At 62.3% G+C, this 21,299-nt stretch carries 23 protein-coding genes; 9 read left to right on the top strand and 14 right to left on the bottom strand.

Translation table 11 applies throughout. From position 1 onward, the window contains the following. On the top strand, positions 1-325 hold a 325-nt coding region (locus BT116_RS27710; protein ID WP_305883638.1), incomplete at its 5' end, for an IS4 family transposase. 40 nt (positions 326-365) lie between these two features. Here BT116_RS27710 and pabB read toward each other — a convergent pair. From pabB to BT116_RS27730, 4 genes are all read right to left on the bottom strand, one after another. After that, positions 366-1,709, bottom strand: coding sequence for an aminodeoxychorismate synthase component I (gene pabB, locus BT116_RS27715; protein ID WP_072348734.1), 1,344 nt, complete (start codon positions 1,707-1,709; stop codon positions 366-368). A gap of 322 nt (positions 1,710-2,031) precedes the next feature. Beyond that, positions 2,032-3,018: an alpha-L-glutamate ligase-like protein gene (locus tag BT116_RS27720; RefSeq protein ID WP_013693958.1), complete on the bottom strand. Its 987-nt coding sequence runs from the start codon at positions 3,016-3,018 to the stop codon at positions 2,032-2,034. After that, entirely contained in the window at positions 3,018-4,550 is a 1,533-nt protein-coding gene (locus BT116_RS27725; protein WP_003204068.1) for an osmotic stress tolerance membrane protein RloB, read from the bottom strand. Before BT116_RS27725 ends, BT116_RS27720 begins: the two co-directional genes overlap by 1 nt. Before the next feature lie 5 nt (positions 4,551-4,555). After that, positions 4,556-5,092 (bottom strand): retropepsin-like aspartic peptidase RloA, encoded by a 537-nt coding sequence (locus BT116_RS27730; protein ID WP_072348736.1) that lies wholly within the window; start codon positions 5,090-5,092, stop codon positions 4,556-4,558. A gap of 280 nt (positions 5,093-5,372) precedes the next feature. Here BT116_RS27730 and BT116_RS27735 point away from each other — a divergent pair, with 280 nt between their 5' ends. The 5 genes from BT116_RS27735 to prpF all read left to right on the top strand — a co-directional run bounded on the left by BT116_RS27735 (position 5,373) and on the right by prpF (position 12,142). Next, complete coding sequence (locus BT116_RS27735) at positions 5,373-6,083, top strand: GntR family transcriptional regulator (RefSeq protein WP_063325003.1); 711 nt, start codon at positions 5,373-5,375, stop codon at positions 6,081-6,083. Further along, positions 6,080-6,964, top strand: coding sequence for a methylisocitrate lyase (prpB, locus tag BT116_RS27740; RefSeq protein WP_047228278.1), 885 nt, complete (start codon positions 6,080-6,082; stop codon positions 6,962-6,964). The genes BT116_RS27735 and prpB overlap by 4 nt, the downstream gene beginning before the upstream one ends. A gap of 41 nt (positions 6,965-7,005) precedes the next feature. Continuing rightward, positions 7,006-8,133: a bifunctional 2-methylcitrate synthase/citrate synthase gene (prpC, locus tag BT116_RS27745; protein ID WP_072348738.1), complete on the top strand. Its 1,128-nt coding sequence runs from the start codon at positions 7,006-7,008 to the stop codon at positions 8,131-8,133. Between the two features lie 181 nt (positions 8,134-8,314). Continuing rightward, entirely contained in the window at positions 8,315-10,906 is a 2,592-nt protein-coding gene (gene acnD, locus BT116_RS27750; RefSeq protein WP_072348774.1) for a Fe/S-dependent 2-methylisocitrate dehydratase AcnD, read from the top strand. Positions 10,907-10,948: 42 nt separating this feature from the next. Continuing rightward, positions 10,949-12,142: a 2-methylaconitate cis-trans isomerase PrpF gene (gene prpF / locus BT116_RS27755; protein ID WP_072348739.1), complete on the top strand. Its 1,194-nt coding sequence runs from the start codon at positions 10,949-10,951 to the stop codon at positions 12,140-12,142. Positions 12,143-12,252: 110 nt separating this feature from the next. Here the strand turns inward: prpF and BT116_RS27760 are convergent, their stop codons facing one another. From BT116_RS27760 to soxR, 10 genes are all read right to left on the bottom strand, one after another. After that, positions 12,253-13,146, bottom strand: a complete 894-nt coding sequence (locus tag BT116_RS27760; RefSeq protein ID WP_072348741.1) for a metal ABC transporter solute-binding protein, Zn/Mn family — start codon at positions 13,144-13,146, stop codon at positions 12,253-12,255. Further along, a complete protein-coding gene (locus BT116_RS27765) occupies positions 13,147-14,046 on the bottom strand; it encodes a metal ABC transporter permease (RefSeq protein ID WP_003204050.1) in 900 nt (299 codons plus the stop codon). After that, a complete protein-coding gene (locus tag BT116_RS27770; protein ID WP_072348744.1) occupies positions 14,046-14,798 on the bottom strand; it encodes a metal ABC transporter ATP-binding protein in 753 nt (250 codons plus the stop codon). The genes BT116_RS27765 and BT116_RS27770 overlap by 1 nt, the downstream gene beginning before the upstream one ends. Then, positions 14,795-15,724, bottom strand: coding sequence for a metal ABC transporter substrate-binding protein (locus BT116_RS27775; RefSeq protein WP_072348746.1), 930 nt, complete (start codon positions 15,722-15,724; stop codon positions 14,795-14,797). Before BT116_RS27775 ends, BT116_RS27770 begins: the two co-directional genes overlap by 4 nt. A gap of 35 nt (positions 15,725-15,759) precedes the next feature. Next, on the bottom strand, positions 15,760-16,335 hold the full coding sequence (locus BT116_RS27780) for a DUF6162 family protein (RefSeq protein WP_072348748.1): 576 nt from the start codon (positions 16,333-16,335) through the stop codon (positions 15,760-15,762). Further along, positions 16,332-16,658, bottom strand: a complete 327-nt coding sequence (locus tag BT116_RS27785; protein WP_003204043.1) for a hypothetical protein — start codon at positions 16,656-16,658, stop codon at positions 16,332-16,334. Before BT116_RS27785 ends, BT116_RS27780 begins: the two co-directional genes overlap by 4 nt. Further along, complete coding sequence (locus BT116_RS27790; protein ID WP_072348750.1) at positions 16,655-17,197, bottom strand: thiamine pyrophosphate-binding protein; 543 nt, start codon at positions 17,195-17,197, stop codon at positions 16,655-16,657. Before BT116_RS27790 ends, BT116_RS27785 begins: the two co-directional genes overlap by 4 nt. Continuing rightward, positions 17,194-18,408: a PepSY-associated TM helix domain-containing protein gene (locus tag BT116_RS27795; protein WP_072348752.1), complete on the bottom strand. Its 1,215-nt coding sequence runs from the start codon at positions 18,406-18,408 to the stop codon at positions 17,194-17,196. The genes BT116_RS27790 and BT116_RS27795 overlap by 4 nt, the downstream gene beginning before the upstream one ends. A 233-nt stretch (positions 18,409-18,641) precedes the next feature. Beyond that, positions 18,642-19,103, bottom strand: a complete 462-nt coding sequence (locus BT116_RS27800; RefSeq protein WP_072348754.1) for a VOC family protein — start codon at positions 19,101-19,103, stop codon at positions 18,642-18,644. A 105-nt stretch (positions 19,104-19,208) separates the two neighbouring features. Then, positions 19,209-19,661, bottom strand: a complete 453-nt coding sequence (soxR, locus tag BT116_RS27805; protein WP_072348756.1) for a redox-sensitive transcriptional activator SoxR — start codon at positions 19,659-19,661, stop codon at positions 19,209-19,211. A gap of 96 nt (positions 19,662-19,757) precedes the next feature. Here soxR and BT116_RS27810 point away from each other — a divergent pair, with 96 nt between their 5' ends. From BT116_RS27810 to BT116_RS27820, 3 genes are all read left to right on the top strand, one after another. Further along, positions 19,758-20,123: an antibiotic biosynthesis monooxygenase gene (locus BT116_RS27810; protein ID WP_072348758.1), complete on the top strand. Its 366-nt coding sequence runs from the start codon at positions 19,758-19,760 to the stop codon at positions 20,121-20,123. A gap of 116 nt (positions 20,124-20,239) precedes the next feature. Then, the gene (locus tag BT116_RS27815; protein ID WP_072348760.1) at positions 20,240-20,506 is read left to right on the top strand and encodes a hypothetical protein; all 267 of its coding nucleotides are present in this window, start codon (positions 20,240-20,242) and stop codon (positions 20,504-20,506) included. Between the two features lie 102 nt (positions 20,507-20,608). Further along, positions 20,609-21,223: a LysE family translocator gene (locus tag BT116_RS27820; RefSeq protein WP_072348762.1), complete on the top strand. Its 615-nt coding sequence runs from the start codon at positions 20,609-20,611 to the stop codon at positions 21,221-21,223. Positions 21,224-21,299: the final 76 nt, after the last annotated feature.

Consider the following 21,299-nt stretch of genomic DNA (forward strand, 5'->3'; position numbering starts at 1 on the left):
TGGTTTGTACTTGATTACCACATGGCGCGTGCTTTACGGCCTGATGCTGGGACGTGCTTGTCCGGATTTAAGCTGCGAGATGGTGTTTGAGGCTTCGGAATGGAAAGCGGCCTATGTTGTGGTCAAACGGTGCCAACCGCCCTCTGTACCACCTTCTTTGGGCGAGATGGTTTTACTGGTCACAAGCCTGGGAGGCTACTTAGGGCGCAAAAATGACGGGCCTCCTGGCCCTAAGGCCATGTGGATAGGGATGCAACGAATACGCGAGTTTGTTATCGCGTTAGAAGCCCAGCGTGCGCTCATCGAGAGTTGTGTAGAACGATGAGCGCGGAGCGTGGGAACGATCAGTGAGGCCTAGGAGTTGTTCAGAGGTTCTGCAAGGTTTCCAGCAACACCCGAACCTTGGTAATCGACTCCTGATACTCGGCCCCCCAGTCCGAGTCCGCGACAATCCCGCCGCCGCCCCAGCAGCACACCTGTCCATCCTTGACCAGCAAACTGCGGATGGCGATGGAGCTGTCCATTTCCCCGCGCACGTCCAGGTACAGCAACGAGCCGCAATACAGGCCACGTCGGGTCGGTTCGAGTTCGTCGATGATTTGCATGGCGCGGATTTTTGGTGCACCGGTGATCGAGCCGCCAGGGAAGCTGCCGGCGATCAGGTCCAAGGCGTCCTTATCCACAGCCAGTTCGCCGGTCACGCTGCTGACCAGGTGATGCACGTTCGGGTAGCTTTCCAGGCTGAACAGCTCCGGCACCCGCACCGAGCCGATGCGGCAGGTGCGGCCCAGGTCGTTGCGCAGCAGGTCGACAATCATCAGGTTTTCCGCCCGGTCCTTGGGGCTGGCCAGCAGCTCGGCGGCGTGGGCCGCGTCTTCGCTGGGTGTTGTGCCGCGGGGTCGGGTGCCCTTGATCGGCCGGGTTTCCACCTGGCCTTCGCTGACCTTGACGAAGCGTTCGGGGGACAGGCTCAGCACGGCGCCGCCATCGGGTAGGCTCTGGAAGCCGGAAAATGGTGTTGGGCATGCCGCCCGCAGCGCTTGGTAAGCGGCCCAGGCATCGCCCTGGCAGGGTGCGCGAAAGCGCTGGGCAAAATTGACCTGGTAGCAGTCACCTGCCTGGATATACGCCTGGATGCGCTCGAAGGCCTGTCGATAGGCTTCGGCGGCGAGGTCGGGGGTCATCGGTCCTTCGAGGCTGAAGACGCCAACCGATGCCGCAGTCGGCTGGCTGAACAGCGCGATCAGGCGCTGGCGTTCGTCTTCGCCACAATGAGGGTGGAAGACCAATTGGCTGGTGCCGGCCTGGTGATCACTGACCAGCGCCCAGTCGTACACGCCAAAACGCGCATCGGGCAGTTGCAGGTCGTCCTTGGCGTGGGACGGCAAGGTTTCGAGGTGTCGGCCGAAGTCATAGCTCAAGTAGCCGATCACGCCGCCGGCAAAGGGCAATTGCACTGTGGTCGGTAGTTCCGCGTCACCTAGCTGCGTCAGCTGAATGCGCAGGCGTTGCAGGAAATCGCTACCGCTCTCGTCGGGCAACACGGCCAGTTGTTCCAACGGCCAGGCGCTGAGCAGGTCGTAACGCCCGCGTTCCGCACTCGGCCGGCCACTGTCGAGCAGCACGCTACCGGGGGCATGACGGATCGCCGCGAAGTACTCGGCGGGGTTGGCGTGGTAGGGCAGCGGGTATACGGAACAGGTTGGCATGGGCGGGGCGGATCAGCCGTTCAGGCGGGGGAGCGATTGTAATCCCCTGTAGGATTTGCTCCTAGGGGGATGTCGGAGATGAGCACGTCAATGGCTGTCGAAGATGACTGTGGGTGAATATTTGTGGTGAGAACATCCTGTGGCGAGGGGATTTATCCCCGCTGGGTTGCGTAGCAACCCCAAAATCTGCCACCCCAGTACATCAGGTTCGTTGCATCTGCCTGTTTGGGGTCGCTTCGCAACCCAGCGGGGATAAATCCCCTCGCCACAAGTCCACCCTGTCCCCGGTCCAAACAATTTATAAGGTGCAGGTTTAGAGGGATCAGCCTTCCACCGGCGGAATATGCCCAAACAACGCCTGGGCAAACGCCACGCGCTCTTCCACGGTTTCGGTAACGCCGCGGGCCTTGAGTTCTTCCAGGTGGGCTTCCACTGCGTGGGTGCGCAAGGTCAGGCCGCAGTCGTTGGCGATCTGGATGTTCAGGCCTGGCCGGGCGTTCAGTTCCAGGATCAACGGGCCTTTTTCCTGGTCCAGCACCATGTCGACGCCGATGTAGCCCAGCCCGCACAGTTCATAGCAACCGGCAGCCAGCTTCATGAAGCCGTCCCAGTAGGGCAGTTGCACGCCGTCCACCGCGTTGGTGGTGTCGGGGTGTTTGGTGATGATGTTGTTCAGCCAGGTGCCGCGCAGGGTCAGGCCCGTGGCGAGGTCGACGCCCACACCAATGGCGCCTTGGTGCAGGTTGGCCTTGCCGCCGGACTGGCGGGTCGGCAAGCGCAGCATGGCCATCACCGGATAGCCCATGAGCACGATGATGCGGATGTCCGGCACGCCCTCGTAGCTGATGCTCTTGAAGATCTGGTCCGGCGTCACGCGGTACTCGATCAGCGCCCGGTCACGGTGCCCGCCCAAGGAGTACAGGCCGGTGAGGATGCTGGAGACATGGTGCTCGATTTCCTCATGGCTGATGATCTTGCCGGACACCGTGCGGTAGCGGCCTTCGAAGCGGTCGGCGATGACGATGATGCCGTCGCCGCCAGCGCCTTGGGCCGGCTTGATCACGAAGTCGGTGCGCCCGCCGATGATTTCGTCGAGTTTGTCGATTTCTTTCTCGGTGGAGATCACCCCGTACAGCTCCGGCACATGGATGCCGGCGGCAATGGCCCGTTCCTTGGTGATGATCTTGTCATCGACGATAGGGTACAGGCTGCGCTTGTTGTACTTGAGCACGTAGTCGGCGTTACGCCGGTTGATGCCCATGATGCCCCGGGCTTCCAGGGCCTTCCAGGTCTTCCAGAAGCCGAACATCAGGAGTCTGCCTTGAGGAAGGCCTTGAACCGCACCAGCTCGGTCAGGCGGTAGCCGCGATAACGACCCATAGCCAGCATGAAGCCCACCAGGATCAGCAGGATCGCTGGGAAGGTGAACACGAAGTACACCAGTTCCGGCACGCTCATGATCAGGTGCGCCAGGGACGCGGCGAACAGAGTGCCGATGGCGACTTTCATCGCGTGGCCGGCGCCGCGCTCTTCCCAGGTGATGGACAGGCGCTCGATGGTCATGGTCAGGATCACCATCGGGAACAGCGCCACCGACAGGCCGCGCTCCAGGCCCAGCTTGTGGCTGAACAGGCTGATGGCGGCGATCAGCACCACCACGAACGTCAGCACCACCGAGAGCCTTGGCAGCATCTGCAGCTTGAGGTGCTCCAGGTACGAACGCAGCGACAGGCCCAGCGTGGTGATCACCGTAAACAGGATGATGCCGAAGCCCAACTGGGTTTCACGGAAGGCCAGGGCGATCAGCACCGGGGTGAAGGTCCCCAGGGTCTGAAGGCCGATCAGGTTGCGCAGGATCAGGATCACCAGAACGCCGATCGGGATCATCACCATGATCATGAAGGTTTGCTGGGTCTGCAGCGGCAGGCCGTAGAGCGAGTATTCGAGGAAGTTGGCGTCGGTGTTCTCGTCCGTCAGCTTGGCCAGGCGAATGGCGTTCATTTCGCTGTTGTTCATGCTGAAGGTGACGGTGGCTTTCTTGCCGCCATCGACGGTGATCAGGTTTTCATCGCCGGTCCACCACAGCAGGCGGTCGGTGGGCAGGCCCTGTTCGCCGGTGTCCGGGTTGAAATACAGCCAGTCGGTGCCGTTGAAGCTGCGCAGCCACAGTTCAGGTGTCTGCGGCTGCTCGGCCACCAGGCGGATGGTGTGGACCTTTTCCACCGGCACGTGGGCGATGGACAGCACCAGTTCGACGATGCGCGCCTTGTTGGCCGAGGACGGATCGCCGGCCAGCAACAGCTTGACGTTATCGTCGTTGAGGTTGTTGACCCGCTTGATCGCTTCGCTGATGAATGTCTCGACGTCGGCCGAATGCTGGCGGATCGGCGCGAGCAGGGCTTCGGCGGCCAGTTTCTCCGGGCCTTCGACGGCGATGCTGTCGCGGAAGGTCGGGCCCTTGACCTTGGTTTTCTCGGCACTGTAGCGCTTGGTCAGCACCAGGCGGTAATACAGGGTCTGGTTGCCCTTGGCCCGACGGGCCGACCACGTCACCTTGCGGTTACCGTCGACCCGGTTCACCGCCACCCCGTAATTGTTGGAGATGAAGCTTTCGTTGAGGCTGACGTAGTCGCGGCTCAGGGGCGGCACGAACATCTGGATCTTCACCGGATCCTTGGCATTGGGCACGAACTCGACCTTGGCGTCGATGTTCCACAAGTCGTCGGTGGCGTCTTCGGTGACCGGGATGCCGAGCACGAAAATCTGATAGGCCGTCACCGACAGGCCCAGCACCACCAGGATGGCGATCAGCATTTTCAGATGGAGGGTAAGGGAGCGCATTGGAATTACTCTGCGGTTTGAGCGGCATTGGCGCAGGCGGGTTTGCCGGCAGCGTATTTAAGACTGGGGTCGACCAGCGCGTCGAAGCGCTTGAGCGCCTCGGAACCGATCAGCAACGGGTATTGGAAGGCGCTGCGGTCGGTCAGGTTCACTTCGATGCTGCGCAGGGCCGAGCCCATGCAGATATCCAGTTCGATGACCGGCCGGGCCGTGTACTTCTTGCCTTCGTCCGGGTCGTAGTCACCGGCGCGGCGCTTGATCTTGCTGACTCGGGCCAGCGGACGTTCGATGGGGTGCGAGTGGGCCGCGTCGATGGCCAGGTAAAAGCGCACCCAGGATTCGCCATTGCGCTTGAAGCGCTTGATGTCCCGGGCGCTGAGGGAGGCGGTCTTGGCGCCGGTGTCCAGCTTGGCGGCGACCTCCAGGTCGATGCCCTGCAGGGCAGCGTATTCGTTGAGGCCGTACACGGTTTTTTCACCCGCCACGGCAAGCCCCGGCAGGCACATGAAATAAAGAGCAGCGGTGAAGGGCTTGAGTGTCATAGATCCTGGTGCGCAGCGTTCCGTTTATCGGTTCAGGCCCTGGCATTGCTGCACAAGCTCCCTGGGCAGCCTTCCCTATAAAAGGAGAGCGGCAAATCGCGCGGCATTCTAGCACGGTGGTTTTCTGACGCCACCGCTGGCCGGGCGCTACGACGCATTCAAACGAGTGGTTATGGCGGGTAAGCTTATTAGACGATTGTCGACAATATTGATTTTTGCTTTGACGTTAACGCCGATATTGGTTAGTTTTTGCCATATTGATTTGCAAGGTGTCGACAATATGCTCGATCAGCTCGAAACCCCGGTGGTGGCCCAAGACGATTCGGAGACGCTTTCCGAGAACGTTTTCCGACGTATCCAGGCCGCCATCGTCAAAGGTGAGATCGCCCCCGGCAGCAAGATCTCCGAGCCCGAGCTGGCGCGCACCTACGGCATCAGCCGCGGGCCGCTGCGCGAGGCGATTCATCGCCTGGAAGGCCAGCGCCTGCTGGTGCGGGTGCCTCACGTCGGTGCCCGGGTGGTGTCGCTGAGCCATGCCGAGCTGCTGGAACTCTACGAAATCCGTGAGTCCCTCGAAGGCATGGCCTGCCGCCTGGCGGCCGAACGCATGACCCTGGAAGAAATCGACGAACTGCGCCGGGTGCTGGAAACCCACGAGCGCGATGCGGCGTTCCAGGCCGGTGTCGGTTATTACCAGCAGGAAGGCGATTTCGACTTCCATTACCGGATCATCCAGGGCAGCGGCAACCGAACCCTGACGCAAATGCTTTGCGGCGAGCTGTACCAACTGGTGCGCATGTATCGCATCCAGTTTTCCACCACGCCCAACCGTCCGCGCCAGGCCTTTGCCGAGCACCATCGGATTCTGGACGCCATCGCCGACCGCGACGGCGAACTGGCTGAATTACTGATGCGCCGGCACATCGGCGCTTCCAAACGCAACATCGCGCGTCATTTCCAGGACAGCGCCACTGAACGAGGTGAGTCATGAGCAACAGCACTCCAGGCCAGCGTTTTCGCGATGCGGTCGCCAATGAGCATCCGCTGCAAGTGGTGGGCACCATCAACGCCAACCACGCGCTGCTGGCCAAGCGCGCCGGTTTCAAGGCGATCTACCTGTCCGGCGGCGGCGTGGCGGCCGGCTCCCTCGGCGTGCCGGACCTGGGCATCACCGGCCTGGATGATGTGCTGACCGACGTACGGCGTATCACCGACGTGTGCGACCTGCCGCTGCTGGTGGACGTGGACACCGGCTTCGGTTCCTCGGCATTCAACGTGGCGCGCACGGTCAAGTCGATGATCAAGTTCGGCGCCGCGGCGATTCATATCGAAGACCAGGTCGGCGCCAAGCGTTGCGGCCATCGTCCGAACAAGGAAATCGTCTCCCAGCAAGAGATGGTCGACCGCATCAAGGCTGCCGTCGATGCCCGTACCGATGACAGTTTCGTGATCATGGCCCGTACCGATGCCTTGGCGGTGGAAGGCTTGGAGTCGGCCCTGGACCGCGCCGCCGCGTGCATCGAGGCCGGTGCCGACATGATTTTTCCCGAAGCCATCACCGAACTTGAGATGTACAAGCTGTTCGCCAGCCGCGTGAAAGCGCCGATCCTGGCCAACATCACCGAATTCGGCGCGACCCCGCTGTACACCACCGAGCAGTTGGCCGGTGCCGACGTGTCCCTGGTGCTCTACCCCTTGTCGGCCTTCCGGGCCATGAACAAGGCGGCCGAGAACGTCTACACCGCGATCCGCCGCGACGGCACGCAACAGAATGTCATCGACACCATGCAAACGCGCATGGAGCTTTACGATCGCATCGACTACCACACCTTCGAGCAGAAGCTCGATGCGTTGTTCGCGGCGAAGAAGTAAGGCGCGACTCCCCTACAAATTCAAGAAAATGGAGACAGCAAATGGCCGAAGCAAAAGTACTCAGTGGCGCCGGGCTCCGTGGCCAGGTGGCCGGGCAAACCGCATTGTCCACCGTAGGCCAGTCGGGCGCCGGCCTGACCTATCGCGGCTACGACGTTCGCGACCTGGCGGCAGATGCGCAATTTGAAGAAGTGGCCTACCTGCTGCTGTACGGCGAGCTGCCGACCCAGGTACAGCTGGACGCCTACACCGGTAAACTGCGCCAGTTGCGGGACTTGCCCCAAGCCCTGAAAGAGGTGTTGGAGCGCATTCCCGCCGACGCCCACCCGATGGACGTCATGCGCACCGGCTGCTCGTTCCTGGGCAACCTGGAACCCGAGCAGGACTTTTCCCAGCAACATGACAAGACCGATCGCCTGCTGGCCGCGTTCCCGGCGATCATGTGCTACTGGTATCGCTTCAGCCACGAAGGCCAGCGCATCGAATGCGTGACCGACGAAGTGTCCATCGGCGGCCACTTCCTGCACTTGCTGCACGGCAAGAAGCCGAGCGAGCTGCACGTCAAGGTGATGAACGTGTCGCTGATCCTCTACGCCGAGCACGAATTCAACGCCTCGACCTTCACCGCTCGGGTTTGCGCCTCCACGTTGTCGGACCTGTTTTCCTGCATCACCGCGGCCATCGGCTCGCTGCGTGGCCCGTTGCATGGTGGTGCCAACGAAGCGGCGATGGAAATGATCGAACGCTTCAGCTCACCGCAGGAGGCCATCGAAGGCACCCTCGGCATGCTCGCGCGCAAGGACAAGATCATGGGCTTCGGCCACGCGATCTATAAGGACAACGACCCGCGCAACGAGGTCATCAAGGGCTGGTCGAAAAAACTCGCCGATGAAGTCGGCGACACGGTGCTGTTCCCGGTCTCCGAAGCCATCGACAAGACCATGTGGGAACAGAAGAAACTGTTCCCCAACGCCGATTTCTACCATGCCTCGGCGTACCACTTCATGGGCATCCCGACCAAGCTGTTCACGCCGATCTTCGTCTGCTCGCGCCTGACCGGCTGGGCCGCCCACGTGTTCGAACAACGCGCCAACAACCGCATCATCCGACCGAGCGCCGAATACACCGGCGTCGAACAGCGCAAGTTCCTGCCAATCGAACAACGCTGAGTGGAAGGGCGCTGACGCTAATTGCTGTGATCGTTCCCACGCTCTGCGTGGGAATGCCGCCCGGGACGCTCCGCGTCCCTGTGACGCAGAGCGTCACTGGATGCGTTTCCACGAAGAGCGTGGGAACGATCATGGTCGTGGCAAGCGCCTTTCTGAAACCACCGTGACCCGAGTCCTGACGATGAACACAGAATTTCGCAAATCGCTACCCGGCACTTCGCTGGATTATTTCGACGTTCGCGAGGCGGTGGATGCCATCCGCCCCGGCGCCTACGACGGCCTGCCGTATACCTCACGCGTGCTGGCGGAGAACCTGGTACGTCGCTGCGACCCGGCCACGCTGCGCGAGTCGCTGCTGCAACTGATCGAGCGCAAGCGCGACCTGGATTTCCCGTGGTTCCCGGCGCGTGTGGTGTGCCATGACATCCTCGGGCAGACCGCGCTGGTGGACCTGGCCGGCCTGCGCGACGCCATCGCCTTGCAGGGCGGTGATCCGGCGCAGGTCAACCCGGTGGTACCGACCCAACTGATCGTCGACCACTCCCTGGCGGTGGAAAGCGGTGGTTCCGACCCGCAAGCCTTTGCCAAGAACCGCGCCATCGAAGACCGACGCAACGAAGACCGCTTCCACTTCATCAACTGGACCAAGAAGGCCTTCAAGAACGTCGACGTGATTCCGCCGGGCAACGGGATCATGCACCAGATCAACCTGGAAAAAATGTCCCCGGTGATCCAGCAACGTGATGGCGTGGCGTTCCCCGACACCTGCGTCGGCACCGACAGCCACACCCCCCATGTCGATGCCCTGGGCGTGATTGCCATCGGCGTCGGTGGCCTGGAAGCCGAAAGCGTCATGCTGGGGCGCGCCTCGTGGATGCGCCTGCCGGAAATCATCGGCGTCGAGCTGACTGGCAAGCTGCAACCGGGCATCACCGCCACCGACATGGTGCTGGCGCTGACCGAATTCCTGCGCAAGCAAAAAGTCGTCGGTGCCTGGCTGGAGTTTTTCGGCGAAGGCGCCAGTGCCCTGACCTTGGGCGACCGCGCGACCATTTCCAACATGGCCCCGGAATACGGTGCGACGGCGGCGATGTTCTACATCGACCAACAAACCATCGATTACCTGAAGCTCACTGGCCGTGAAGACGACCAGGTGCGACTGGTCGAGACCTACGCCAAGCAGGCAGGCCTGTGGGCCGACAAGCTCAAGGGCGCGCAATACGAGCGTGGCCTGACCTTCGACCTGTCGTCGGTGGTGCGCAACATGGCCGGCCCGAGCAACCCGCACGCCCGCGTCGCGGTGTCGGATCTGGCCGCCAAAGGCATTTCCGGGCAGTGGGACGATGTGCCGGGACAAATGCCCGACGGCGCGGTGATCATCGCCGCGATCACCAGCTGCACCAACACCAGCAACCCGCGCAACGTGATCGCCGCCGGCCTCTTGGCGCGCAACGCCAACAAACTCGGGCTGACCCGCAAGCCATGGGTCAAGTCGTCCCTGGCACCGGGCTCGAAAACCGTGGCGCTGTACCTGGATGAAGCGGGCCTGACCAAAGAGCTGGAACAGCTGGGCTTCGGCGTGGTGGCGTTCGCCTGCACCACCTGCAACGGCATGTCCGGCGCGCTGGACCCGGTGATCCAACAGGAAATCATCGACCGCGACCTGTACGCCACCGCCGTGTTGTCGGGCAACCGCAACTTCGACGGACGTATCCATCCGTACGCCAAGCAGGCGTTCCTGGCATCGCCACCGCTTGTGGTCGCTTATGCCATCGCCGGGACCATCCGCTTCGACATCGAAAAAGATGTGCTGGGCGTGGTGGACGGTCGCGAAATCCGCCTCAAGGACATCTGGCCGAGCGACGAAGAAATCGACGCGGTGGTCAAGGCTTCGGTGAAGCCGGAGCAGTTCCGCCAGGTGTACATCCCGATGTTCGCCATCCAGGAAGACACCGGGCCGAAAGTGACGCCGCTGTACGACTGGCGCCCACAAAGCACCTACATCCGTCGTCCGCCGTATTGGGAAGGCGCGCTGGCCGGTGCACGACCGCTCAAGGGCATGCGCCCGCTGGCGGTGTTGCCGGACAACATCACCACCGATCACCTGTCGCCGTCCAACGCCATCATGCTGGACAGCGCCGCCGGTGAATACCTGGCGAAAATGGGCCTGCCGGAAGAGGACTTCAACTCCTACGCGACCCACCGCGGCGACCATCTGACCGCGCAACGCGCCACCTTCGCCAACCCGAAACTGTTCAACGAAATGGTCCAGGAAAACGGCAAGGTCAAGCAGGGCTCCCTGGCCCGGGTCGAGCCGGAAGGCAAGGTCATGCGCATGTGGGAAGCCATCGAGACCTACATGGAGCGCAAGCAGCCGCTGATCATCATTGCCGGCGCCGACTACGGCCAGGGTTCGTCCCGGGACTGGGCGGCCAAGGGCGTGCGCCTGGCCGGTGTCGAGGCGATCGCCGCCGAGGGTTTCGAGCGCATCCACCGCACCAACCTGGTGGGCATGGGCGTGTTGCCGCTGGAGTTCAAGCCCGGCACCGATCGCAAGACCCTGGGCATCGACGGTAGCGAAGTCTATGACGTGATCGGCGAGCGCACCCCGCGTGCGACGCTGACGTTGGTCATTACTCGCAAGAACGGCGAGCGCGTCGAAGTGCCGGTGACCTGCCGCCTCGATACCGCTGAAGAAGTGTCGATCTATGAAGCCGGGGGCGTGCTGCAACGCTTTGCCCAAGACTTCCTTGAATCGGCGGTTGCCGTCTAAATCACAGCCGCGGACACCCGGAGTGTCCGCTTGAGGAGCATCATGGCTCACGCACCGCAAATCAGAATTCCCGCTACCTATATGCGTGGCGGCACCAGCAAAGGCGTGTTCTTCAGTCTGCAAGACCTGCCCGAAGCGGCCCGTGTCCCAGGCACCGCCCGGGATGCCCTGTTGCTGCGGGTAATCGGCAGCCCCGACCCGTACGAGAAGCAGATCGACGGCATGGGCGGCGCGACGTCCAGCACCAGCAAGACTGTGATCCTGTCCAAGAGCACCCGAGCCGACCACGACGTCGATTACCTGTTCGGCCAGGTGTCCATCGACAAGCCGTTCGTGGACTGGAGCGGCAATTGCGGCAACCTGTCGGCAGCGGTCGGTTCATTCGCTATCAGCAGTGGTTTGGTGGACGCTGGTCGCATCCCACAGAACGGCGTGGCCGTGGTGCGGATCTGGCAGGCCAACATCGGCAAGACCATCATCGCCCATGTGCCGATCACTGACGGCGCGGTGCAGGAAACCGGGGACTTCGAACTCGACGGCGTGACCTTTCCGGCGGCCGAAGTGCAACTGGAATTCATGGACCCGGCGGCCGAGGAAGAGGGCGGTGGTGGCTCGATGTTTCCCACCGGCAATCTGGTGGACGACTTGGAAGTGCCCGGTGTTGGCACCTTCAAGGCGACGCTGATCAACGCGGGGATCCCGACGATTTTCATCAATGCCCGCGACGTCGGCTACATCGGCACCGAGTTGCAGGGCGCCATCAACGGCGATCCCAAGGCATTGGCCATGTTCGAAACCATTCGCGCTCATGGCGCTCTGCGCATGGGCTTGATCAAGCACCTGGACGAAGCCGCCCAGCGCCAGCACACACCGAAAGTGGCGTTCGTCGCGCCGCCGGCGGACTACGTTTCCTCCAGCGGAAAAGCCGTCGCGGCCGGGGACGTTGATCTATTGGTGCGGGCACTGTCCATGGGCAAGCTGCACCACGCCATGATGGGCACGGCGGCGGTTGCCATTGGCACGGCCGCTGCTATTTCCGGTACCGTGGTCAACCTCGCGGCCGGCGGCGTCGAGCGCAACGCGGTGCGTTTTGGCCACCCGTCCGGCACTCTTCGCGTCGGCGCCGAGGCCAGCCTGGTCAACGGCGAATGGACCGTAAAAAAAGCCATCATGAGCCGCAGCGCACGGGTGTTGATGGAAGGGTTTGTGCGGGTGCCGGGGGATGTCTTGAACTGAGTCGAAAAAGCTGTGAGCGAGCTTGCTCGCGATGGCGGTGTGTCAGCCAACATCGATGTTGGATGTGCTGGCCTCATCGCGAGCAGGCTCGCTCCCACAGGGGATGGCCGTCAGCCTTCCGTCAGCGCGGTAACGACCAGCCCCACATTGCTTTCCAGCTCCATCACCGGATCGGTCCCATCGGTGCTGAGCACCAACAACTGGCTGCCACCCTCGGTGATGGCGGCTTTCAGCGCCTCCGAAGGCTGGCGATGGTGCAGCACCAGCGCCACGTCGTTGTCTTTCAAGGTCGCGGTCAATTGCTTGAGAGTTTCGGCTGTCCAGTCGGCGTCGGGCCGGGTATCGGTGCTGATGGCGTCCAGGTTGAGCCCGCTGATCAGGTAGCCGAAATGCTCGCTCAGGCTGACCACGCTCAGGTTGTCGGCGCTGGCGAGGCGTTTTTCGCTATCGGCGCTGAGTTTGAGCAGGCGCTGCTTCAGGGCCGCCAGGTTGGCGTCGATCTTCGGTTTGTCCGCCGGGGCCAGGCGCACCAGGTCGGCGGCGATCACGTCGGCCATGCGCCCCAGGTTATGACTGGCCATCCACGGTTGGCTCGCCAGGCCGTCGGCCATGCCCGGTTGCACGGCGATACCGGGCAGGGCACCGTCCACCGGGCGCGCGGCATCGACTTCGACGATGCGAATATTGCTGCGTCGGGCCATGGGGTACAGCGGATCGTCCGGCCACAGCGAGCGCAGGCCGATGACCCCGTCAGCAGCGCTGGCCAGTTTGCTCAAGGCCGGCGCGCCACGGCCGCTGAAGTAGGCGCTCTGCCGGGTGCCGGGCAGATTGGCGGGCGCGGCCCGCTCCAGGCTGACCTCGGTGCCCTTGAGTAAGGCTTCCCCCAATCCATAGGTGACTGGCAGCGATGCCAGCAGACGAACCTTTTCGCCGGCGAATGACGAGGTGATGGCCACGCCGCATAACGCGACGGCCAGGCTCAGTTGTCGCAATGAAAAAACCATTTATCCAAGATTCCCTTTGAGGCTGGGGACGACACCGCGGGCGATGGCGCTCAGGGCGAAGGCGATGCCAGCCACCAGGATGATCGCGGCACCGGATGGGATCGGCAGGTCGAACACAATCGGCGCGAGGATCCCGCACAAGGTGCTGGCGGTGGCGATCAGCACTGAACACCAGAAAAAGCCTTTCAATGATTGGCTGAGCAGGCGAGCCGCCGCAGCCGGAATCACCAGCAACGCGCCCACCAGAATGGCGCCGATGACTTTCACTGCTGCCACGGTGATCAGCGTCACCAGGATCACGAACAGGTAGTCCAGTGTCTTGACCGCCACCCCGCGCACTGCCGCCAGTTGCGGGTTGAAGCTGGCGAGCATGATGCGGTTGTACAGCGGCAAGGCCAGGGCCATCACCAGCGAGCCGACCACCGCCAGCACCAGCAGGTCATTGCCATTGACCGTCAGCACCGAGCCGAACAGTACGTTTTCCAGGATGTGCACATTGATCTTGCCCGCCAGGATCAACAGCAGGCTGGCGCCCAAGGCCAGGGACACTGACAGGAATACGCCGATCAGCGTGTCCGGCGCCAAGCCGGTGCGGTTGCGCAGGTAATTGAGCAGGATGCCGAACAACAGGCAGTAGCCGAACAGGCTGCCGTAAGGGCCGGTGTAGGGTTCGCCGAGCAGGATGCCGATGGCCACGCCGGTCAGCGCCGCATGGCCCACCGCCTCGGAAAAAAACGCGAAGCGCTTGACCACCACCAGCGTGCCGAGACCGCCCAGCACCGGGCCGATCAACAACCCGGCCAGCAACGCATTGACCACGAACCCGTAGGCCAGCGCCTCGGGCAGGTAACCGGACGAGGCCCAGCCCTGAACCATCAGACGAAAGGCTTCATAACTCATCAGGCAGCGCTCCCGTTCGTGCGCGGATGGGTGGAAAACAGCGTCAGCAGGCGTTCTGGCGTCAGGATCTGGCGGGGCGGACCGTCGAATAGCACGCGACGATTCAGGCCGGTGACACGGTCGGCCAGGCGCCCGACGGCTTCCAGGTCATGTTCGATCCAAAGCACGGTGATTCCGGCTTGGCGCCAGTCCTGCAGCAATTGCTCGAATACCTGGATACCGGCCTCATCCAGGGCCGACATCGGTTCATCCAGTACCAGCAGTTGCGGCGAGGGAATCAGCCCCTGGGCCAGCAACACTCGCTGGCGCTCACCACCGGACAGCGCGCCCATGCGCCGCTTGCGCTTGTCCTGCATGCCGACCCGCTCCAGGGCCTGGCCAATGGCCCCAGCGTAGTGCTTGCTCAAGCCGAGAAAAGCCGGTCGCCGCTGACACATCGCCGCCATGAAGTCGTCCACCGTCATGGGCAGGCCCCGGTCGAACTCCAGCGCCTGGGGCACGTAGCCGATCACCCCGGGCTCGCCTGGCCATTGCAGGCTCAAGCGTCCCTGGTGTGGCATCTGCCCGAGCAAGGTCTTGATCAGCGAACTCTTGCCGCCGCCATTGGGGCCCACCAAGGCATGGATGCTACCGGGTTCCACCTGAAACGCCACGCGGTCGAGAATGGTGGTGCGGCCCAGGTTCAGGCTGACATCGGCGAACTCGATCAAGGGGCCGACGTGTCGCAGAGTGAGGGTTTCCTGGACGGTCATGCGCCAGACTCCTGGATGGCCCGGACCACGGTGTCGAGGTTGCCGGCCATTTCCTTTTCGTACTTCTCGGGGCTGTAGTCGCCGTAGGAAATATGTGAGAGCGGGTACAGCTTCACGCCCGATTCACGCTGGATGGTGTCGACGTAGGTGGACGGGAAATCCATCTCCGAGAAGATCACCTTCACGTCCAGCTCGCGCAGTTGGTCGATGGTTTTCTTCAATTGGCTGGGGCTTGGTTCGATGCCATGGGCCGGCTCGACCACAGCGGTCACTTCCAGGCCGAATTCGCGCAACAGGTAGTCGTAGGCGGCATGCACCGTGGCGACCCGCAACTCGGCGTTGGGGGCCTGGGTCAGCTTCGCCAGGGCCGCGGCGCGCATCTGCCGCAGGCGCTTGCCGTAGGCGCGGGCGTTCTGGGTGTAGGCCTTGGCGTTGTCCGGGTCGAGCTTGCCCAGCTCTCGGGCGATGTTATTGACCTGAGCGATGGAGGCGCTGATGGACAGGAAAGTATGTGGATTCACGACCTTCCCCGCGCCACGAGCCGCCGTGCCGGTGGCAGCCAGCAGGGGCACGTTTTCATTGGCCTCGATTACTTTCACGTTCGGGGTTTCGCTGGCGGCGATCATGCGGTCGGCGAAGTCATCGTGACCCACGCCGTTGAGCACGATCACGTCGAGGCCGCTGATGCGCTTGATGTCCTCGGCCCGTGGTTCATAGGCATGGGGGTTGAAACCGGCCGGGATCAGCGGCACGACCTCGGCCTTGTCGCCGACGATGTTGCTCACATAGCTGTAATAAGGGTGCAGGGTGATGCCGATGCGCAGACGCTTGGCTGTTTCGGCGCTCACCGGCGAGGTGAACAGGCAGGCCAGCAGGCCGATCAGCAGCAGGCGCAGCAAGGGGCGGCGTTGGGATGCAATAGGCATGGGCAAACGGTCTTCTCTCGAATGAAGGCGTGGGGTCAGTGCCGGTGCTGGCGGGTTACGCCGGCATCGAATTGCGCGACGATCTGTTGCCAGCCGGTGGCGGACAGCGTCGCATCGTCCAGCGCGGTGGGCGTCGCTAGGCCGGTTCCGCGGTTGAGCCAGATGTCCGGGGCGGCGTCGGACGCTTCGCCGATACGCATCAGAAACGAGCCGGCCACCGACGGATTGGCACTGGCGCCGAAGTAAGCCCGGTTCTGCAGTTGTTGCCAGGCGTGGCCGCCCCGGCTGACGGAACTGGCGTCCTGGGCGAATGGCGCGAAGCCTTCTTCGGCCAGGGTTGGCGGACTGGGCAGGGTGGGTTGGTCTTCGCGCAGCAAGCGAATTTCATCCAGGGTCACCCGCAGGTCGGCGTAGATGCCTTGCTCGGCGGCGCTGAGGTCGCGGCGGGCGTCGAGCTGGTTCGAGGCCAGGTGCGTGGTGTCTTCGGCTTTGCCATGCCAGGCCACCACAGACCCGGCGACCACCACGATGACCAGGCACAGCAGCAACACATACAGGGTTTCATGGCCCGCACCCGCGGGGCGGATGACTTGAGTCGTGGTGTTGCTCATGGGGCCTCGATGTCGGCTTGGTCGATTTCCACCACGTGGCCGGGGCCGGCGTCGAAGAGCACGTAGAACTCTGCGTCCGGCTTCTTGAAGGTCAGCTTCGAATCGGCGCCGAGCTTGCCCGGGACGAGGATGGTCTCGTCATAGCCGATCACGTCCAGGGTCACTCCGGGTGCGCCGCTGCCGTCGGAAAAACCCCCGGTGCATTGGATCTGCTCGGCGTCGATGGCCTTGCATTCGCACATCGGGTTGTGGGCCAGGGCGCTGGTGCTGGCGCCTGCGCAGAACAGCAACGCCAGGCCGTTGGATAAGGCGCGGAGGGTCATGGTTTGGGTCCTTGGTTCTTCAGCCAGGCGATGGTGGCCGGGGAGGCCTGACTCAGGGGAATGGAGGCCTGGTGCATCGAACCGTCCCAACCCTCGAGGGTTATCCACAGTTCGGCATCGGGCTGGGTCTTTGGTGGAACCGGCAACAAGGCGCCCATGCGATAGGGCGAGCCGAAGAAAATCACCCCGGCGGCCCGCAGGCTGCGGGGTTTGCCGATGCGCAGGTAGGTGGCCTTGACCTGGCCAATACAGCTTTGGCACAGGGCGGCGTTGAAGTGTTTCATCGGCCCGGCAGGCCCTTGGACGCGGGGGGCTTCGTTGCGAAATTCGGCCAGGCGCAGGCTCCAGGGACCGACCTGGACTTCACCGACTTCCCGCTCGCCGAGCCCGGCATCGCCGCGAAACAACGACGCCTCCGAGAAATACTTGGGCATGAAGCCCAGGGGAATCAGCAGCAACAGCACGTTGAGGTGAAAGCGCCATTTGTGCCAGAACAGGCTCAGGCGTGACGGTGGCGAGGCTGTGTTGGACGGGTTCACAGGTTGCCCTCCGGCGATTCACGCTGCATGGACGGCTGCAATGCCCGGGCAGCCCGGGCTTCACGTGCAGGTTTTTGGCTGCGCTTGAACGCATTGGCAGTGGCCAGGGCCGTGCGTTTGGTCCAGATCAGCAACCCGCTGAGGACCATCATGCTCAGGATCAAGCCGAAGAAGAACCAGATGAGTTTGATCCAGAGGCCGCCAAAATCCCCAGTGTGCAGTGGGCGCATGGACTCGGTGACGAACTCCAGCGTCGTGCGGTCCGACAGCAACCGCGAGGCCGCCACGTCACCGTTGTAGGGATTGATGGTGGCGGTCTGGTACATCAGCGGGTACCAACCACGGCCGCCGACTTCCAGATGGCTGTAGGCGTTGCCGGGCAGGCTGACAAAGCTCGCTTCCAAGCCTGGGATGCGCTGCCGGGCGATCTCGATGGCCCGGTCCAGGTTCAGTTGCGGCGGCGCAACGCCATCGACGGACAGCGGCACGCTTTCCCGGGCGACGACCGGGATGACCGGGGCGCTGGAGATGGAAATCTGGTTGTCGGACAGCAAGGCTTCGATCAGGAACCAGGTGCCGGTGACGGAGATGACCGCGATGAACCAGATCGACCAGATACCGCTGAGCCGGTGGAAGTCGCCCCAGAAAATGCGGGCACCGTGGCGGATACGCAAGGTTGGACGGAAAAAGCCTTTCCAGAAGCGCTTGTAGACCACCAGCCCGGTCACCAGGGACGCCAGCAACGGCAGCCCCAGGAGCGACACCAGGTACCAGCCCCAGCTGTAGCCGTTGGTGAACGGCACCAACCACCATCCGTGCAGGGCGCGGGTGAAGCCTCTGAAATTGAACGCCGGTGCCGAGCCTTGGATGACGCCGCTGTACGGATTGATGTAGACCGTGTCGGGGCGTCCATCGGGATAGGTCACCTTGGCCTCCAGCGCAAAATGCGCCTCGTCCGGACGCGTGATGCTTTGCACCTGGGTCTGCGGCTGGGCTTGCTTGATCGAGGCAATCACCTGGTCATAGCTGAGCAGCGGGGCATCGTCCGAGGGCTTGCTGGCACGCATGTCAGGGTTGACCAGCCAAACGATCTCCTGGCTGACCACCGCGAGGGTGCCGGTCACGCAAACGATGAGCACGAAAAACCAGATGGGCAGGGCCAGCCAGCTATGAACCAGGAACCAGAGTTTGGAGCGGGACTTCTTCGACATGATTGAACGTCTTGATTCGATGAAAGGCTCGGTATTACGGGCTTCGCAATACCCCTGAACCCTGAAAGGCCGGCCGTGGCTTTTGCCGACGCGGCCTGCTGCATCTAATTAAGACGAACGAGCGAGTGAAATCCTGAAGGAGAAGATGAAAGAAAATGTTTCACGTTCAAATGTTCGCGACGTGTGGCGAGGGAGCAGGCTTCCTCGCCACAGTCGGTTGGCCTTAGAACACGTCAGCCTTGTTGTTGGAACATCTCCCTGGCCCGTTGCTCGATCTGTTCCTGGCTCAGATCTTCCTTGTGCGTCGCCAGGAACCACAGATGCCCATAGGGATCTTTCAAGATGCCGGTACGATCGCCGTAAAACTGGTCCTTGACCTCTGAAATCACTGTGCCACCAGCCGCAATGGCCTGGGCAAATGCGCTGTCCACGTCCTCGACATATAAATGCAGGCCGACCGATGGCGATTTGTCCGGGTTGCTCAGTGGGCCTTGGTCGCAAGGCGTGCCGAGCATGATAGGAAACCCGTTGATCCGCAGTTCGGCATGCCCGATGCCTCCGTCGGGCATGGCCAAGCGCATGACCTCGGTGGCATTGAAGGCTTTTTTGTAGAAGTCGATGGCTTCGGCAGCTTTTTGAATGCCCAGGTAGGGCGTGATGTTATGGAAACCTTCGGGAATGGCTTTGACACCCATGACGGTTCTCCTTGTTGTTATGGGAGGCGAAGAGAGTCTTCGTCGTTTTGCGCCCATCCACTATAGGTCAGCCGCCGTGGACGGGCTCATGTCCCGACGAACGCTTCACGGCTGCTCCAGCAGGTGAGCCCCTGGCCCGTGTTTGCCCAGCACGTCGCCCTGATTGCGCAGCGGGCAAGCCTCCATCGACAGGCATCCGCAGCCGATGCAGCCGTTGAGTCGATCACGCAGCGCCACCAATTGGTTGATGCGCTCGTCCAGGTCCCTGCTCCACTGCGCCGACAAGGTCTGCCAGTCGGCGGCCGTTGGCGCACGGTTGTCCGGCAGGTTGTTCAACGCCTCGCCGATCTCCGCCAAAGGAATGCCCAGGCGCTGGGCAACCTTGATCAGCGCCACGCGGCGCAATACTGCCCGTGAGTAGCGACGTTGGTTGCCCTGGTTGCGCGTGCTTTTGATCAGCCCCTTGGATTCATAGAAGTGCAAGGCCGTGACCGCCACGCCGCTGCGGGCGGCCACTTGGCCGACGGTGAGTTCCTTGTGGATATCGATCTGCGTCATCGCTTCGATTCGCTGCTTGACCTAAAGTTAACTTTAGGTTTTACCCTGCACGCGTTCGGGTCGCAAGATCCGCCTTACGTGCAGAGGGGACCTTTCATGCAATCACCAAGGAACAATCGCAGTTTCACCCAGTTGATGGAATTCGATATCGAACCGCAATGGCAGCAGGCGCTGGTAACCGCCTTGTCGGAACAAACCGAGCGCCTGGCTCGGAACCACCCGGGGTTCCTGAGTGCCAGTATCCAGGCCAGCGAGGATGGTCGGCGGGTGCTCAACTATTTGCAGTGGCAAACCCGCGAGGCAGGCGAGGCGGCGCTTCAAAGCTTCGAAACGGGCGAGCGGGATTTCTGGTGGCTGATCCAGGCTCATCGAGCCAAAGCCGTGACGTTTGGCTCGTTCCAAGTGCTGCACAACATCGAGCGCAGTCTGGACAACGCGTTGCATTGCCAGTTGGTCGACTGAGTGCAGCGGCTGATCCGCAAAGGCAATAGCCACTATCGAGAGGGTTGATTTCTGCCGCGCAGGGCTGGCGGGTAGCCTTTGTTCATCGCCCAACTCCAGAACACCGGACACTTGCCATGAACCGTACCCTTGCTGTTTTGCTGCTGTTGACCGCCGCCCTCCTGGGCGGTTGCGCCAGTTCTTCCCCGGAGCTGCGCCCCTACACCGCCGACGAGACCCGCGAACTGGCGCTTGAGGCCTTGAATCGCCGCGGCCTCTCGTTCGATGAATACCACGCGAAAAAAGCCGAGTTACTCGGTTCGTCGCAAAAAAACGTGAGTTTCGACGATCAGGGCCAGATGAGTGCCGAGCGGGTCGTGCAACAGCCAGGCCGGTCAAGTTGAGGGACTGTACTGCTTAAAGTTTTGCCCAACTGTCCGTGGGTTTGCGCCAAGGCGTGGGGTAGGGTCGTGACTTGACTGACCGCCCTGATGGACTGACTTGAAATGACCCTTTCGCTTGACCTGCTGCTGGGCTTCGCCCTGTTTGCCCTGGTGACCTCGATCACGCCTGGCCCTAACAACACCATGTTGTTGGCCTCGGGTGTCAATTTCGGTTTCAACCGCACCATTCCTCACATGCTGGGTATCACCTGCGGCTTCTTTTCCCTGGTGCTGGCGGTGGGCCTTGGCCTGGGCGCGGTGTTCCAGACTTATCCACTGCTTTATACGGCGCTGCGCTACATCGGCGCGGCTTATCTGTTGTACCTGGCGTGGAAAATCGCCCACTCCGGTCCAGTTTCGGAAAGCCAGCCGGCAGACAATACGCCGATCAGCTACTGGGGCGCGGCGGCGTTCCAATGGGTCAATCCCAAGGCCTGGATCATGGCCATCGGTGCCATCAGCACGTACACGCCACTTCAGGGTTATTTCTTCAACGTGTTGGTGATTGCGGCGGTGTTTGCCCTGATCAACCTGCCAAGCGTGAGTCTGTGGGTGGTATGCGGCAGCCTGTTGCGCAACCTGTTGCGTGATCGTCGCTGGTTGCGCCTGTTCAACTGGGGCATGGCGCTGCTGTTGGTCGCTTCGCTGTATCCATTGTTGCTCGAAAGCATCAGTTGAGGGCTGAGCTTCGCCGCGATGCCTGCTAAGCTCGCTGTTCAGGAGCGTTCCTACGCACTTTTAAACGAAGTCCGAC

It is taken from the genome of Pseudomonas sp. NFACC16-2, from assembly GCF_900119205.1.
In the GTDB taxonomy this organism is placed as follows: Bacteria; Pseudomonadota; Gammaproteobacteria; order Pseudomonadales; family Pseudomonadaceae; genus Aquipseudomonas; species Aquipseudomonas fluorescens_Q.

Coding starts and splice junctions, on each gene's coding strand:
- BT116_RS27765 (WP_003204050.1), bottom strand. CDS start 14,046: ATGAGTTATGAAGCCTTTCGTCTGATGGTTCAGGGCTGGGCCTCGTCC.
- BT116_RS27795 (WP_072348752.1), bottom strand. CDS start 18,408: ATGTCGAAGAAGTCCCGCTCCAAACTCTGGTTCCTGGTTCATAGCTGG.
- BT116_RS27815 (WP_072348760.1), top strand. CDS start 20,240: ATGAACCGTACCCTTGCTGTTTTGCTGCTGTTGACCGCCGCCCTCCTG.
- prpC (WP_072348738.1), top strand. CDS start 7,006: ATGGCCGAAGCAAAAGTACTCAGTGGCGCCGGGCTCCGTGGCCAGGTG.
- BT116_RS27770 (WP_072348744.1), bottom strand. CDS start 14,798: ATGACCGTCCAGGAAACCCTCACTCTGCGACACGTCGGCCCCTTGATC.
- acnD (WP_072348774.1), top strand. CDS start 8,315: ATGAACACAGAATTTCGCAAATCGCTACCCGGCACTTCGCTGGATTAT.
- BT116_RS27730 (WP_072348736.1), bottom strand. CDS start 5,092: ATGACACTCAAGCCCTTCACCGCTGCTCTTTATTTCATGTGCCTGCCG.
- BT116_RS27820 (WP_072348762.1), top strand. CDS start 20,609: ATGACCCTTTCGCTTGACCTGCTGCTGGGCTTCGCCCTGTTTGCCCTG.
- BT116_RS27735 (WP_063325003.1), top strand. CDS start 5,373: ATGCTCGATCAGCTCGAAACCCCGGTGGTGGCCCAAGACGATTCGGAG.
- BT116_RS27720 (WP_013693958.1), bottom strand. CDS start 3,018: ATGTTCGGCTTCTGGAAGACCTGGAAGGCCCTGGAAGCCCGGGGCATC.
- prpB (WP_047228278.1), top strand. CDS start 6,080: ATGAGCAACAGCACTCCAGGCCAGCGTTTTCGCGATGCGGTCGCCAAT.
- soxR (WP_072348756.1), bottom strand. CDS start 19,661: ATGACGCAGATCGATATCCACAAGGAACTCACCGTCGGCCAAGTGGCC.
- pabB (WP_072348734.1), bottom strand. CDS start 1,709: ATGCCAACCTGTTCCGTATACCCGCTGCCCTACCACGCCAACCCCGCC.
- prpF (WP_072348739.1), top strand. CDS start 10,949: ATGGCTCACGCACCGCAAATCAGAATTCCCGCTACCTATATGCGTGGC.
- BT116_RS27800 (WP_072348754.1), bottom strand. CDS start 19,103: ATGGGTGTCAAAGCCATTCCCGAAGGTTTCCATAACATCACGCCCTAC.
- BT116_RS27775 (WP_072348746.1), bottom strand. CDS start 15,724: ATGCCTATTGCATCCCAACGCCGCCCCTTGCTGCGCCTGCTGCTGATC.
- BT116_RS27785 (WP_003204043.1), bottom strand. CDS start 16,658: ATGACCCTCCGCGCCTTATCCAACGGCCTGGCGTTGCTGTTCTGCGCA.
- BT116_RS27760 (WP_072348741.1), bottom strand. CDS start 13,146: ATGGTTTTTTCATTGCGACAACTGAGCCTGGCCGTCGCGTTATGCGGC.
- BT116_RS27780 (WP_072348748.1), bottom strand. CDS start 16,335: ATGAGCAACACCACGACTCAAGTCATCCGCCCCGCGGGTGCGGGCCAT.
- BT116_RS27810 (WP_072348758.1), top strand. CDS start 19,758: ATGCAATCACCAAGGAACAATCGCAGTTTCACCCAGTTGATGGAATTC.
- BT116_RS27725 (WP_003204068.1), bottom strand. CDS start 4,550: ATGCGCTCCCTTACCCTCCATCTGAAAATGCTGATCGCCATCCTGGTG.